The sequence below is a fragment of the Ruania suaedae genome (assembly GCF_021049265.1).
Taxonomy (GTDB): Bacteria; Actinomycetota; Actinomycetes; order Actinomycetales; family Beutenbergiaceae; genus Ruania; species Ruania suaedae.
Window position 1 is genome coordinate 2,047,759 of record NZ_CP088018.1, and the last position, 13,643, is coordinate 2,061,401.

Consider the following 13,643-nt stretch of genomic DNA (forward strand, 5'->3'; position numbering starts at 1 on the left):
GCGACCACACGCTATCGGTTCCCGGTGCCTGCTGACCATGACCGTCCACCGAAGCTTCACCGGCGCGTCGGGCGGCACCTCAGGTCAGGCGACGCACCACCGTGTCCGCCAGCAGACGGCCGCGCAACGTCAGCACCGCGCGCCCGTTCCGCGCCGCACCGGGCTCCAGCAGCCCCTCCGCGACTAGCCCGGGAAGCTCGGCGGCGCCGGACGCGCCCACGGGCAGCCCCTCGGCCAGGCGGACGCCGAGCAGGGTGCGCTCGACCTCGCGGTCCTCGGTGCTGAGGCGTTCGGAGCCGTCCACCGGGAGGTTGCCCGCGGCCAGCGCGGCTGCGTAGGGGCGTGGGTGTTTGAGGTTCCACCAGCGGGTGCCCGCGATATGCGAGTGCGCCCCGGGGCCGATACCCCACCAGTCGTGGGAGCGCCAGTACGCGATGTTGTGGCGGCACCGATCGGCCGGGGTGCGGGCGAAGTTGGAGATCTCGTACCAGTCGTACCCCGCCCCGGCCAGCAGCGTGGCGGCCAGCTCATACTTGTCGGCCTCATCGTCGGGGTCGGGCATGGGCAACTCGCCACGGCGCACCTGCGCCGCCATCTTCGTACCCTGCTCGACCACCAGCGCATAGGCGGAGATGTGGTCCGGCGCGAGCGCCAGCACGGTCTCGAGCGAGTGCTGCCACTGCGCGAGGGTCTCCCCCGGTGCCCCATAGATGAGGTCGAGGCTCACCGCGAGCCCGGCCTCGCGCGCCCAGGCGACCACCTGCGGCACCCGCGCGGGATCGTGCGTGCGCTCCAGTGTGGCCAGCACCTGCGGCACGGCCGACTGCATCCCGAACGAGACCCGGGTGAAGCCCGCCGCCGCGAGGGCAGCCAGGTCGGCGGCCTCCACCGAGTCCGGGTTCGCCTCCGTGGTCACCTCGGCATCGGCGGCCAGCCCCCAGGCGCCGTCGACGGCGTCGAGCATGGCGGCGAGGTCGGACGGCGGGAGCAGCGTCGGGGTGCCACCGCCGACGAAGACGGTGCTCACCTCGCGGCGGGGCAGCCCAGCGCGCGTGAGCACCTGCTCGGCCAGCTCGATCTCGCCGATCGCGGTGGCCGCGTACTCCGAGCGGCTCGCTCCCCCGCCCAGCTCGGCGGCGGTGTAGGTGTTGAAGTCGCAGTACCCGCATCGCACCGCGCAGAAGGGCACGTGCAGGTAGACACCGAGATCTGCGGCGTCGGCGTCCTGCCGGCCGGGCACCGGCGAGTGCTGCGGGAGGAGAGCGTTCGCAGGCACGCCAGGGGCCGCCGTCGCCGGGGAGCCCAGCGTGATCGGCTGCGTCATCGGCTCACTTCTTCGACTCCTTGCCCCCCGCGCCGTCGGAGGAGAGCGCGGCGATGAAGGCCTCCTGCGGCACGTCCACCCGGCCGATGGACTTCATCCGCTTCTTCCCCTCCTTCTGCTTCTCGAGGAGCTTGCGCTTGCGGGAGATGTCCCCGCCGTAGCACTTGGCCAGCACGTCCTTGCGGATGGCCCGCACCGTCTCGCGGGCGATGATCCGCGACCCGACGGCGGCCTGGATCGGCACCTCGAACTGCTGGCGCGGGATGAGCTCCTTCAGCTTGGCGGTCATCATCACGCCATAGGAGTAGGCCTTGTCGCGGTGCACGATCGCCGAGAACGCATCGACCTGCTCGGCCTGCAGGAGGATGTCCACCTTCACCAGGTTCGCCTCCTGGTCCCCGGCCACGTCGTAGTCGAAGGAGGCGTAACCGCGGGTGCGGGATTTCAGCTGGTCGAAGAAGTCGAAGATGATCTCGGCCAGGGGCAGGGTGTAGCGCAGCTCCACCCGGGACTCGGAGAGGTAGTCCATGCCGTTCATCTGGCCGCGTCGGTTCTGGGCGAGCTCCATGACCGCGCCCACGAACTCGCTCGGCGTGAGGATGGTGGCCTTGACGATGGGCTCACGCACCGAGGAGATCTTCCCGGCCGGGAACTCGCTCGGGTTGGTCACCACGTGCTGGGTGCCGTCCTCCATCGTCACGTCGTAGATCACGCTCGGCGCGGTGGAGATCAGGTCAAGGTTGTACTCGCGCTCGAGCCGTTCGCGCACGATCTCCACGTGCAGCAGCCCCAGGTAGCCGACCCGGAAACCGAATCCGAGCGCCACCGAGGTCTCCGGCTCGTAGACCAGCGCGGCGTCGTTGAGCTTGAACTTGTCCAGGGCATCCCGCAGCACCGGGTAGTCCGAGCCGTCGATCGGGTACAGCCCCGAGTACACCATCGGCTGCGGCTCCTGGTAGCCACCGAGCGCGTGCTCGGCGGGCTTGGCCGCATTGGTGACCGTGTCGCCCACCTTGGACTGGCGCACGTCCTTGACCCCGGTGATCAGGTAGCCGACCTCGCCCACACCCAGGCCCTTGGTCGCCTGCGGTTCGGGGACGGAGGCACCGATCTCGAGCAGCTCGTGCGTGGCGCGCGTGCTCATCATGACGATCTTCTCGCGCGGGGAGAGCTGGCCGTCGATGACCCGCACGTAGGTGACCACGCCGCGGTAGGTGTCGTAGACGGAGTCGAAGATCATCGCACGGGCGGGGGCGTCCGCATCGCCCACCGGGGCCGGGATCTGCTCGACGATGGTGTCCAGCAGCGGCTCGACGCCCTCACCGGTCTTGCCCGAGACCCGCAGGCAGTCCTCCGGCTCACCACCGATCAGGGAGGCGAGCTCCTCGGCGAACCGCTCCGGCTGCGCCGCCGGCAGGTCGATCTTGTTCAACACCGGGATGATCGCCAGGTCGTTCTCCAGCGCCAGGTACAGGTTGGCCAACGTCTGCGCCTCGATCCCCTGCGCCGCGTCGACCAGCAGGATGGCTCCCTCGCAGGCGGCAAGAGAGCGGGAGACCTCGTAGGAGAAGTCCACGTGCCCGGGGGTGTCGATCATGTTCAGGGCGTACCCCTGCTCCCCCACCTGCCAGGGCATCCGCACGGCCTGGGACTTGATCGTGATGCCACGCTCACGCTCGATGTCCATCCGGTCCAGGTACTGCGCGCGCATCGCCCGGTCCGTGACCACCCCGGTGAGCTGGAGCATCCGGTCGGCGAGGGTGGACTTGCCGTGATCGATGTGCGCGATGATGCAGAAGTTGCGCAGCAGCTCCGGCGCGGTGGCGCTGGGCGTGATCTGTTCGGCGGCAGCCGGAGTCACGATGGGCACGTGTGGTTCTACCTCGATCGGGTCAGGGGGCGGGTCCGGCACTCATGGTCCCACACGCCCGGCGGCACAGACGGATTCCACGGCGCCGCAGCATGGGCGATGATGGAACCGTGAGTGCCGTGCCGGAGTCCCTCGACGCCTTCGCCCGCGGGGTGGGCCGCGTGCTGCGCCTGCCCACCCTGGCCGTGCTGGCGCCGGCGAGCATGGCCTGCACCCTCGCCCTGGTGCTCGCCGTGGTCAACCTGCTGACGGCGACCTCGCCGGGGGCCGGCGAGATCGTGGTGCTGGCGCTGGCCCTGCTGCTCGCCGTGCCGGTGGTCGTCTTCGCCATCCGCCGACGGCGCTGGTTGCGTCTGACCGAGACGCGCCCCGGTCAGGTGATCAGCACCGAGGTGCTCGGACCGGACGATCTGGCCGACCGGGTGCAGGAGCAGATGCGCGGTCAGCCCGGCGACGAGGATGTGCGGGTGGTGCTCGACGCCTTCACCGAGAGCCGGCTCCCGGCGGGATACGGCCAGGGCCGGGGGTTGACGCGCCGGCTGCTGGGATCGCACCGGCTGGGCATCGTCGGGCATGCGCTCACCCGGGTGGAGAAGGCCCAGCGGGCGCTGCTCGTGGCCGCCGGCGGGCCCGTGCGCGCGCCCTACCTGCGCGACGATCTGCGGGTGAGCGCCCTGGCGCTGCTGGGCACGATCCTCGCAGTGCCGCTGGCCGGCCTGCTGGCCATCATCGTGGCGCTCACGCTGCTCGCCGGCTGAGCCGGCGCGGTCTCGTGCCGGGCCGCGCGCCTCAGGCCTCCTGCGTGATCGTGACCTCCACCTGCTGGGTGGACCGGCCGCCACCGGCGTAGACCCCGCGGATCGGGGTGACGTCCGGGTACTCCCGCCCCCGGCCGACCATCACGTGGTGCTCGGCCACCGGGATGAGGTTGGTGGGGTCGAAGCCGACCCACTCCCCGCACCAGTACTCCACCCAGGCGTGCGACTCCCCGGTGACGGCCTCACCGATCCGGGCGGTGGCGACCTGCGGGTGCAGATAGCCGGAGACGTAACGGGTCGGCACCCCCAGGCGACGGAGTGCCCCGGCCACCAGGTGGGCCAGGTCCTGGCAGACGCCCTTGCGGGCGGCCCATGCCTCGGCCGCGCGGGTGTGGACCCCGGTGACCCCGGGCACGTACTCGACGGCCTCGCGGACTGCCGTGGCCACCGCGATCGCCGCGTCGGCCGGGTCGGCGTCACCGGCCGCTGCGCGCGCCAGCCGAACCAGCTCGGTGGCCGGCTCGGTGGTGGGCGTCACCGCGAGGTACTCGCTCATCCGGTCGCGCACCTCCGGCGAGCGCAGCGTGCTCCAGCCGGCGGGGCTGGCCGAGCGCACCGGCGCCGAGACCTCCACCCGGGACTCGGCCACCACCTCGAGCCGCTCGTGGGCCCCGAGCATCTCGAAGGCGGTCACGCTCGATCCCCAGTAGTCGCGGTACTCCGAGGAATAGGTGCTCGGCACGGCCTGCACGGAGGCCTCCAGCACCACCTGCCCGGGCAGGGTGGCCGGCCGCATCCGGACCTCGTTGTAGGAGGCGGTGACGGTGCGCGCGTAGTCGAAGGTGGTGCGGTGGACGATGTGCAGGCGACTCACAGCCGGTCTCCGATCCAGTCGTCGGACACGCTGGAGGGGAAGTAGCGCAGCCGGATCGCGTCGCTCGCGTCCAGGCATCCCTCCTGCACGGCCACCATCTCCTCGGTCAGCGAGCCGAGCAGGCTCAGCAACGGCTGGTACTCCAGTCGTGAACGTACCCGCCCGAGCACCTTGCGGGCGTCCTCCTCGCGCAGTCCGCGCCCGTCGATCGGGGCGAGCTTGCTCAGGCAGCGCTCGGCCTGCTCCAGCGAGAACAGCACCGAGCGGGGGAAGAGCCTGTCCAGCAGCAGGAACTCCGCCGCCAGCGTCTCCGAGTCCCGGCCCCGGTAGGTGCGCAGGAACGCCTCGTGGGCGCCGCACGACCGCAGCAGCGTCATCCACCCGGGTCCGTTGCCGCCGGCCAGGGTGCGGCTGGTGACCAGCCGGGCCGTCATATCGGCCCGCTCGATGCTGCGGCCCAGCAGCAGGAACTGCAGCGTCTCGTCGCGGCGGGTGGCGGCGTCGGTGATACCGCCCACGATCGCGGCCCGTTCGCGGACCCAGGAGAAGTACTCGTGCGGGCTGGAGGAACCGATGCGCGAGGGCAACGTGTTCCAGGTCGTGTTCAGGCACTCCCACAGCTCCGAGGAGAGCACCTCCCGGGCACGCCGGGCGTTCTCCCGGGCGGCGGCGATGGCTCCGGCGATCGAGCCGGGAGCGTTGCGGTCGTAGGCGAGCACGTCCAGCACGGTCGCGCGGGTGGCCGCGGCCTCCTCCGGCGGGGGTGCCGCCCCCATGACGGCGAGCAACCCGCGGCAGGCGGCGTCCTCCTCCAGGTAGGGGTCCTCGAGGAGGTACTGCAGGTGGGCGTCGAGGATGCGGGCGGTGTCGTCGGCACGCTCCACATAGCGTCCGATCCAGAACAACGACTCGGCGATGCGGCTCAGCATGAGGTCCTCCGCAGGGGGAAGCGCCGGGTCGGCGGCTCCGGCGCGGCTCCGGACCGGTCCTGTTGCTGCTGCTGGTTCTGCTCGCGCATCTTGGTGTCGGTCGGGTTGGCGTCCTGCTGCACCCCGGCGCGCACGGGCTCCTCCCCGTCGGCTACGGGACCGTCCGGGGGCACCGGCGCGCGGGTGGCGCGGCGGGCGTCGCCGAGCACCCAGGTGTCCTTCGAGCCACCCCCCTGGGAGGAGTTGACCACCAGCTGCCCCTCGGCCAGGGCCACGCGGGTCAGGCCGCCGGGGAGCACCCACACGTCGTCGCCGTCGTTGACCGCGAACGGGCGCAGGTCCACGTGCCGCGGGCGCAGCGCGTCGCCGGCGAGGGTCGGCACGGTCGAGAGTTGCACCACGGGCTGGGCGATCCAGCCGCGCGGATCGGCGCGCAGGCGGCTGCGGGCCTGGTCGAGCTCGTCCCGGGAGGCGGCAGGTCCGATGATGATGCCCTTGCCGCCGGAACCGTCCACAGGTTTGACCACCAGCTCCTCGAGCCGGTCCAGCACCTCGGTGAGCGAGTCCGGGTCCTCCAGCCGCCAGGTGTCGACGTTGCTGAGGATCGGTTCCTCACCGAGGTAGTAGCGGATGAGATCGGGCACGTAGGTGTAGGTGAGCTTGTCGTCGGCGACCCCGTTGCCGACCGCGTTGGCGATCGTCACGGTGCCCGCCCGTGCTGCGCCCAGCAGGCCGGGGCAGCCCAGCAACGAGTCGGGCCGGAAGACCACCGGGTCGATGAAGTCGTCGTCGACGCGCCGGTAGATCACGTCCACCCGACGGCGGCCCTCGGTGGTGCGCATGTAGACCTTGCCCCCGGCGCAGAACAGGTCCCGCCCCTCCACCAGCTCCACGCCCATCAGCCGGGCCAGCAGCGAGTGCTCGAAGTAGGCGGAGTTGTACACCCCGGGTGTGAGCACGACGACCACCGGCTCGTCGACGCCGGTGGGTGCCGCGGCATGCAGCGCGTGCAGCAGCCGCCGGGGGTAGTCGGCCACGGGCCGGATCCGCATCCGGGCGAACAGCTCGGGGAAGGACTGGGCCATCGCCCGGCGGTTGGAGAGCACGTAGCTGACCCCGCTCGGCACGCGGACGTTGTCCTCGAGCACGCGCCAGCCGCCGGCGCTGTCACGGATGACGTCGATGCCTCCGACGTGCACCCGCACCCCGTTCGGGGGGTCGATACCGCGGGCCGCACGGGCGAAATGGGCGGAGGAGACGATCAGGGAGCGGGGCAGGACGCCGTCGGCGATGGCCTGCTGCGGCCCGTAGGCGTCCGCGAGGAGCGCCTCGAGCGCACGGACGCGCTGGGAGATGCCCGGCGCGAGCACGTCCCACTCCTGGGCGTCGATCACCCGGGGCACCGAGTCCAGGGGGAACGGGCGTTCCTCTCCGCCCACGTCGAAGGTGACGCCCTGGGCGAGATAGGAGCGCGCCAGCGCATCGGCCCGGACCCGCAGCTCGTCGGCGTTGAGATGCCCCATCGTCCGGTGCACGTGCTGGTACGGGGCCCGCACCGCGTGCCCGGGCTCGATCATCTCGTCCCAGGCCACGCCCTCGGGATAGCCGTCGAACAGATCCGCCATGACACCGACGCTATCGCCTGCGTGTGTCCGGTAGGTATCGAACGCCGCCCGCGGCGCGTGCCCGGCACCTGCCGGCGCGCCCGCTACCGTGGAGCGTCATGAGCCTGCTGAGCCGACTCGCCCGGGCGGTGGCCGGTGCCGCCGTGAACGCGATCCGCCCCCGGGGACGTGGGCGAGGACCCACGACCACAGGCCGCGACGACGGCCCACGCGGGCCGGTCGGCGGACGGCCCGGGGTCCGCGTCCACGAGGGGCCGTTGCCTGCCCTGCGCCACGAGGCGCGCGCGGACGGGCGACCCGACCCGGGCGAGGTGGTGTGGGCGTGGGTGCCCTACGAGGACGATCCCAGCCGTGGCAAGGACCGGCCCGTCCTCCTCCTGGCCGAACACGAGGGCGGCCTGCTCGGACTGCAGCTGACCTCGCAGGACCACGACCGTGACGCCGAGCAGGAGGCCCGCTGGGGCCGCTCCTGGGTGGATGTGGGCAGCGGCGGGTGGGACGCGCGCCGGCGCCCGTCCGAGGCCCGGCTCGATCGCGTCCTGTGGCTGGCCGAGGACGCGATCCGCCGCGAGGGCGCTGCCCTGGACGAGTCACGCTTCGCGCACGTGCTGGTGGCACTGCGTGAGCACCGCCACGGCGCCTGAGGGGGCCGCAGGCTGCTAGACTCGGCGGCTGGCGCCATCGCACGGCCATCCGGTCTGCGCGTGGCAGCCGCCCATCGACCACGCACAGGGTATCCCCACGCCCCGGTCCCAGGTCATGGGACACCCTCGACGACGTCCATGGAAGTTTCGCGGCAGCGAACACACGAGAGAGTCAACACGTGGCAAACATCAAGTCCCAGATCAAGCGGATCCGCACCAACGAGAAGGCCCGCCTGCGCAACAAGGCCTACCGGTCGGCGCTGAAGACGCACGTGCGCAAGGTGCGCGAGGCGATCGCCTCCGGTGACAAGGAGTCGGCCGAGACCGCGCTCCGGTCGGCGACGCGCCAGCTCGACAAGGCCGTCAGCAAGGGCGTGATCCACAAGAACCAGGCCGCCAACCGCAAGTCGGCGCTGGCGCACCAGGTCGCCTCGCTCTGAGGCGGCAGCCGGCCCTGAGCCGGCCCGCACGCTGAGACACGGCGCTGCTCCCCGGTGGGAGCGGCGCCGTTCTCATGCACCGGCGACGCGGTCCGACCCCGCCCCGCAGGCTCATCACACCACCGGGACCCGGGCACCGACCTGTTCGTAGTGGCCGAGAAGTTGCCGGCAGAGCGCATCCCAGCTGCGGGGCAGGATCGCACGGCGGCCCGCCTCGCCCATCCGGGCGCGCATGCCGGGATCGGCCACCAGGGCCCCGACGGCGCCCACGAGCGCCTCACTGTCGTGCGGCGGCACGAGGAAGCCCGACTCCCCGGCCGCGACCAGGTCCAGCGGCCCGCCGGCTGCCGGGGCCACCACCGGCAGCCCGGAGGCCATCGCCTCCTGCAACGTCTGACCGAAGGTCTCCGAGGTGCCGGTGTGGGCGAAGACGTCCAGGGCGGCGTAGGCGGTCGCCAGCTCCTCCCCCTCGAGCCGCCCCAGCAGCACGGCGTCGGTGCCGGCCAGGTCGCGTTCGAGGACCGGGCGATCAGGGCCGTCTCCCACCACCACGAGCCGGGCGCCGGGGATACGCGCCAGCGGGGCGAGCTCGGTGACGTTCTTCTCGGGAGCGAGCCGGCCCACATACCCGATCAGCACCTCTCCGTGCGGGGCGAGCCGGGCCCGAAGGGCGCGGCCGGCCTCGCTGCTGCGCCGGTTCGGATGGTAGAGGGCCGAGTCCACCCCACGGCCCCACCAGGCCGTGCGTTCGACCCCGACGGCGGCCAGATCCTCCAGTGAGGAGGTCGAGGGAGCGAGGGTCAGGTCGGCGGCGGCGTGCACGCGCCGGATCCAGCGCCATGCGGCGTGGTGGGTCAGCGACAGCCCGTAGGAGCGGGTGTACCGGGCCACGTCGGTCTGGAAGATCGCCACCGACGGGATGCGCTGCCGCCGGGCCAGCGCCAGCGCCTGGGCACCGATGCCGAACGGTGCCGCGGCGTGCAGCACGTCGGGGTCGAACTGCAGGACGGCCCGGGTCAGGCGCCGGCTCGGCATGCCGGCCCGGAAGCCCCGGTAGTCCAGGGCCGGCACCGGGTGCACCGGGAACCCGGCGTACTCCCGGGGTGCCGGGCCGGGGCAGACCACGATCGCCTCGTGCTGCTGCTGCGCCAGGTGGTCGAGCACCCGGAGCACGGAGGTGGTCACGCCGTTCAGGCTGGGAAGGAAGGACTCGGTCACCACAGCGACTCGCACGAACCCCAGCGTGGCGGGCCCGGGTAACGGGACGCCCGTGCGGACACGACCGGCAGGTGACGGTCCGGTGACCAGTCTGCCGGCGGCGGCGACGCGGTGCTCAGCCCTCGCGGGCGGCCGCGATGGTCAGGACCGCGCGTTCGACTGCGTAGCGTGCGTCCCGACCCTCCCCCTTGACCTGCGCATCGGCGTCCGCGACGGCGGTGATCGCCCGGGCGAGCCCCTCGGGTGTCCATCCCTGCAGGTCCCGGCGGGCACGGTCAATCTGCCAGGGGGCGAGCCCGAGCTCAGCGGCGCTCGCCCGGCCGCGGGTGGCGGCCACCTTCGCCAGGGTGCGCAGCTTCATCGCCAGCACCGCGACCAGCGGGACCGGGTCGACCCCTGTCTCCAGGGCGTGCCGGACCAGCGTGATCGCCTCGGTCTGCTTGCCGGCGACGGCGGCATCGGCCACCCGGAAGCCGGTGGCCTCGACCCGCCCGCCGTGGTAGCGCTGCACCACATCGGGGGTGATGGTCCCGGTGGTGTCGGCGATCAGCTGGGCGCAGCCGGCGGCCAGTTCACGCAGATCGGAGCCGAGCGCCTCGACCAGGGCCTGGACCGCCGCCGGAGTCGCGCGCCGGCCCGCCGCCTGGAACTCGGCCGCGGCGAACTCGGCCTTGTCACCGTCGCGCTTGATCGCCTCACAGGTGACCACCGGGTAGCCCGCCTTGGCGATCGCGTCCAGGAGCTTCTTGCCCCGCACACCCTTCTCGTGCCGGATCACCAGCGTGACGTCGTCGACGTCCGGCCCCGCGGCGGCGACATGGGCGAGTGCATCCTCGATGAACGCGTCCGAGGCGGACTCGGCGCCCTCGACCACCAGGTGGCGGTGCTCGCCGAACAGCGACGGGCTGGTGAGCACCTCCAGGTGCCCGCGCTCGTAGGCGCCGGCCTCCAGCACCGTGACCTCGGCCTCAGGGTCGCGTTCGCGCACGAGCGCCCCGAGCCGGGCGACGGCGCGGTCGACGAGCAGGCCCTCCCCGCCGCGCACGAGCACGACCGGGGCGAGCGGGACGTCTCGCCAGGACGGGCCGGTGGTGGGTCGGGAGCGGCGAGCAGGAGGCACGTGCACAGCCTGCCACCTCACCGTGACATCCGACGGCATCGTGCCCGGCGACGGGCCGCTAGGGTCGACTCCGTGAGTGTCCGACGCGCCGTGGAACGGCACCGCGCCGGCCTCGGCGCGAGCGTGGCGGTGTATCGCAGCAGACCGGGCGCCGGCACCTATCTCGCCGCGCTCGTGCTGTGGCTGCTGATGGTGGCCGGCGTGCTGATCAACCCCGACCCTGAGCTGGTCCACAACGTCGTGCCGCTGGTGGTGTGGGGGTCGATCCTTGCCGGGATCCTGGCGATGCTCGGCGGCGAGGTGCTCATCGTGTGTGAGCGTGGTCTGCTGGTCGGTTCCACGGCCCCGCTGCTGCGTCCCCGGCCGGTGCCCTACGACCGGATCGTGCCCGGCACCGTGGTGCCCGTCCTGCGACCGTGGCGGCTGACGGCCACCACCGGTCTGTTCTGGCCCCGGCCCACGACGCGCACGGCGTGGTGGAACCGCTCCGCCGTGTCCTTCGTCCAGGCGATGCCCTGGCCGCTGTGGTGGTTCGTGGGGACCGGTCGCGCCGACCCCGGGCAGGTCAGCGCCGAGATCGCCGCGGCCGCCCGGCGGGCCGGCTTCACCGACCTGGCCGAGGCCACAGTGGCCGCCCCACGGCGCACGCTGACCGGTCGGCGCGAGGACGCAGCGCTGCTGCTGCCCGGCTTCCCGGGCGCGCCCGGCACGGGCTGACCGCGCGGGTCACACCGCCGGCCAGGGAAGGGCGGCGCCGGGCAGTGCCGCCCACCGGTGGGCCACGGCCGCGATCCACGCCGTGCACCAGGAGGCCGGCTGCACGAGCACCTCGGCCGCACCCGGCGAGAGGGGACCGACCAGGGCGGCGGCGAGGCCGAGGACGGTGGCAGGGGCGACCGCCGGTGCCGCCATGAGGTTCGCCGGGACGGCGTAGAGCGGGATCGCCGGGTCCAGGAGCAGCAGCACCGGTGTGCAGGCGATCTGCGCCGCGGCGGGCACCGCCAGGGCCATGCTCAGCGGTTCCGGCAGCCAGCGAGCCAGCCAGGAGGCGATCGGCCCGCTACCCACGAGCAGCCCACCGGTCGCCAGCACCGAGAGGGCGAAGCCGTAGGAGCGCGCCAGCCAGGGATCGGCGGCCAGCAGCGCGATCACCGCCGCGGCCAGGGCAGGGAGCGCCGCACGCGGGCGGCGCAGTGCCAGCCCGAGCAGCAGCACCGCACCCATCACGGCCGAGCGCAGCACGCTGCCGTCGGGGTGGACCAGTGCCACGAAGGCGATCAGCACGAAGGCTCCCACCACCGACCGGGCCGGTGGCGGCAGCCACCACCCCAGTGCCAGCACCAGGCCCAGCACCAGCGCGACGTGGGCGCCCGAGACGGCGGTCAGATGGGTCAGGCTCGTGGTGCGCATCGCCTCCCGCAGGGCCGGCGGCACCACGCGGTCGTCCCCGATGGCGATGCCCGGCACCAGACCGCGTGAGGCCGGGGGCAGCTCCTCGCTGGCCGAGACGAGGCCAGTGCGCAAGGCGGCCACGGTGGCACGCCATCCCTGCGGCGGCTCGTGAGTGCCCGGCCCGGCCGGGATCACCAGCAGCGCCCGCTCCTGACCCGGCTCCGTCGCGGCGAGCCGCGCGGTCACGGTGACCAGCCCGCCGGTCCGCTCCCGCGCCCACTCCTCGCTCGCTAGCACGAGCACGGGCAGCGAGGCCACCGGCAGGGACCGGCCCGCGGTGAGCAGCACCGCCTCGATGCGTACGCCGGGCCGCTCAGCGAGCGGCACCGGGTCGCCGGTCAGGCGCAGCTGCACCTCGGCGCTGGTCCCGTCCACCCGGCTCACCTGCTCGGCGCGCCACTCCAGCCGTGGCACGGCGGTTGCGAGCACCGCCGCGGCCACCAGCACGGTCAGTGCGGCGGTCGCGCCCAGGGAGCGCGCCTGGACCCGGCGGTGCCGGGGGCGCGAGCGACCGGGATGGGGTCGACCAGGATGGGAGCGGCCGTGCAGCCGCCGCAGGCGGTGCACCAGCAGCGTGGCCGCCGTCAGCAGCACCAGCACCATCACCCAGACCCAGCTACCGCCGAGTCCCACGCCCCACCCGCACACCCCCCAGGTGAGCGCCGCTGCGGGTACGAGCCGCCAGTCCCGGCCGGCCCGCGGGCGTCCGGTGCTCACAGGACCACCTCATCCCGCAGCCGTTCGAGCGTCGCGGGTCCGATCCCGGAGACCTGCAACAGATCCTCGACGGTGGCGAAGGGGCCGTTCTGCTCGCGCCAGCCGATGATCTCGGCAGCCAGCGCCGGGCCGATTCCCGGCAACTGCTCGAGCGTGGCGGCGTCGGCGGTGTTCACGTCGATCGTGCTGCTCGCCGGGGTCGTCCCGGGCTCGGGCCGGGCTGCCTCGCCCTGCTGCGGAACGTAGACCTGCTGCCCGTCGGTGACGGTGGAGGCGAGGTTGATGGCATCGAGATCTGCGCCCTCGGCCGCCCCTCCGGCGACATCGATGACCTCCGCCACCCGCGTCCCCTCGGGCACGTTCACCACCCCGGGCTCACGCACCGCGCCGGCCACGTGCACCACCACCGTGGCTGCGCCGGTGCCGGCCGGTTCGCTGCTCGCCGGTGCCTCCACCCCCGGTGCCTCCGCGCCCGGTGCCTGCGAGGCCGGGGCCTGCGGCGTCGGGATCGGTGCGGTCACCGGGGCCGGCGCCAGGCCGCGCGCGAGCAGCACGGCCGTGATCACGAGGGCCACGACGAGCGCGATGATCGCCACGCGTGCTGCCATCCGGACCGGCATCTCGGCGCCCCGAGGGCGCCGGTCACGCCGGTCACGCCGACCCGAGCGCCCG

General features: G+C 73.2%; 13 protein-coding genes. 4 read left to right on the forward strand and 9 right to left on the reverse strand.

Translation table 11 applies throughout. The annotated features are described in order from the left end of the window. Window positions 1–79: 79 nt before the first annotated feature. Window positions 80–1,324, reverse strand: coding sequence for a radical SAM family heme chaperone HemW (hemW, locus tag LQF12_RS09475; RefSeq protein ID WP_231052691.1), 1,245 nt, complete (start codon window positions 1,322–1,324; stop codon window positions 80–82). Between the two features lie 4 nt (window positions 1,325–1,328). Beyond that, window positions 1,329–3,194 carry a translation elongation factor 4 gene (lepA, locus tag LQF12_RS09480; protein WP_290370678.1) on the reverse strand — a complete coding sequence of 622 codons (1,866 nt, stop codon included), beginning with the start codon at window positions 3,192–3,194 and terminating at the stop codon, window positions 1,329–1,331. Window positions 3,195–3,304: 110 nt separating this feature from the next. Here lepA and LQF12_RS09485 point away from each other — a divergent pair, with 110 nt between their 5' ends. Beyond that, window positions 3,305–3,952 (forward strand): hypothetical protein, encoded by a 648-nt coding sequence (locus tag LQF12_RS09485; protein WP_231052692.1) that lies wholly within the window; start codon window positions 3,305–3,307, stop codon window positions 3,950–3,952. Window positions 3,953–3,983: 31 nt separating this feature from the next. On the opposite strand, the gene LQF12_RS09490 is transcribed toward LQF12_RS09485, so the two are convergent. From LQF12_RS09490 to LQF12_RS09500, 3 genes are read right to left on the reverse strand one after another with little or no spacing between them, the layout of a single operon-like run. Next, entirely contained in the window at window positions 3,984–4,826 is an 843-nt protein-coding gene (locus LQF12_RS09490) for a transglutaminase family protein (protein WP_231052693.1), read from the reverse strand. After that, window positions 4,823–5,755, reverse strand: a complete 933-nt coding sequence (locus LQF12_RS09495) for an alpha-E domain-containing protein (protein WP_231052694.1) — start codon at window positions 5,753–5,755, stop codon at window positions 4,823–4,825. Before LQF12_RS09495 ends, LQF12_RS09490 begins: the two co-directional genes overlap by 4 nt. Next, window positions 5,749–7,380, reverse strand: coding sequence for a circularly permuted type 2 ATP-grasp protein (locus tag LQF12_RS09500; protein WP_231052695.1), 1,632 nt, complete (start codon window positions 7,378–7,380; stop codon window positions 5,749–5,751). Before LQF12_RS09500 ends, LQF12_RS09495 begins: the two co-directional genes overlap by 7 nt. 98 nt (window positions 7,381–7,478) lie before the next feature. Between LQF12_RS09500 and LQF12_RS09505 the strand changes: the two genes are divergently transcribed. Then, a complete protein-coding gene (locus LQF12_RS09505; protein ID WP_231052696.1) occupies window positions 7,479–8,024 on the forward strand; it encodes a type II toxin-antitoxin system PemK/MazF family toxin in 546 nt (181 codons plus the stop codon). 179 nt (window positions 8,025–8,203) lie between these two features. After that, window positions 8,204–8,464: a 30S ribosomal protein S20 gene (gene rpsT / locus LQF12_RS09510; protein WP_231052697.1), complete on the forward strand. Its 261-nt coding sequence runs from the start codon at window positions 8,204–8,206 to the stop codon at window positions 8,462–8,464. Window positions 8,465–8,578: 114 nt separating this feature from the next. Here rpsT and LQF12_RS09515 read toward each other — a convergent pair whose 3' ends face one another. Together LQF12_RS09515 and holA are read right to left on the reverse strand one after the other, a co-directional pair. Further along, on the reverse strand, window positions 8,579–9,697 hold the full coding sequence (locus tag LQF12_RS09515; protein ID WP_231052698.1) for a glycosyltransferase family 4 protein: 1,119 nt from the start codon (window positions 9,695–9,697) through the stop codon (window positions 8,579–8,581). A gap of 100 nt (window positions 9,698–9,797) precedes the next feature. Then, a complete protein-coding gene (gene holA, locus LQF12_RS09520) occupies window positions 9,798–10,802 on the reverse strand; it encodes a DNA polymerase III subunit delta (RefSeq protein ID WP_231052699.1) in 1,005 nt (334 codons plus the stop codon). 72 nt (window positions 10,803–10,874) lie between these two features. Between holA and LQF12_RS09525 the strand changes: the two genes are divergently transcribed. Continuing rightward, window positions 10,875–11,519, forward strand: a complete 645-nt coding sequence (locus tag LQF12_RS09525) for a hypothetical protein (protein ID WP_231052700.1) — start codon at window positions 10,875–10,877, stop codon at window positions 11,517–11,519. 9 nt (window positions 11,520–11,528) lie between these two features. Here the strand turns inward: LQF12_RS09525 and LQF12_RS09530 are convergent, their stop codons facing one another. Together LQF12_RS09530 and LQF12_RS09535 are read right to left on the reverse strand one after the other, a co-directional pair. Then, window positions 11,529–12,971 carry a ComEC/Rec2 family competence protein gene (locus tag LQF12_RS09530; protein WP_231052701.1) on the reverse strand — a complete coding sequence of 481 codons (1,443 nt, stop codon included), beginning with the start codon at window positions 12,969–12,971 and terminating at the stop codon, window positions 11,529–11,531. Next, window positions 12,968–13,579, reverse strand: a complete 612-nt coding sequence (locus LQF12_RS09535; protein WP_231052702.1) for a helix-hairpin-helix domain-containing protein — start codon at window positions 13,577–13,579, stop codon at window positions 12,968–12,970. The genes LQF12_RS09530 and LQF12_RS09535 overlap by 4 nt, the downstream gene beginning before the upstream one ends. Window positions 13,580–13,643: the final 64 nt, after the last annotated feature.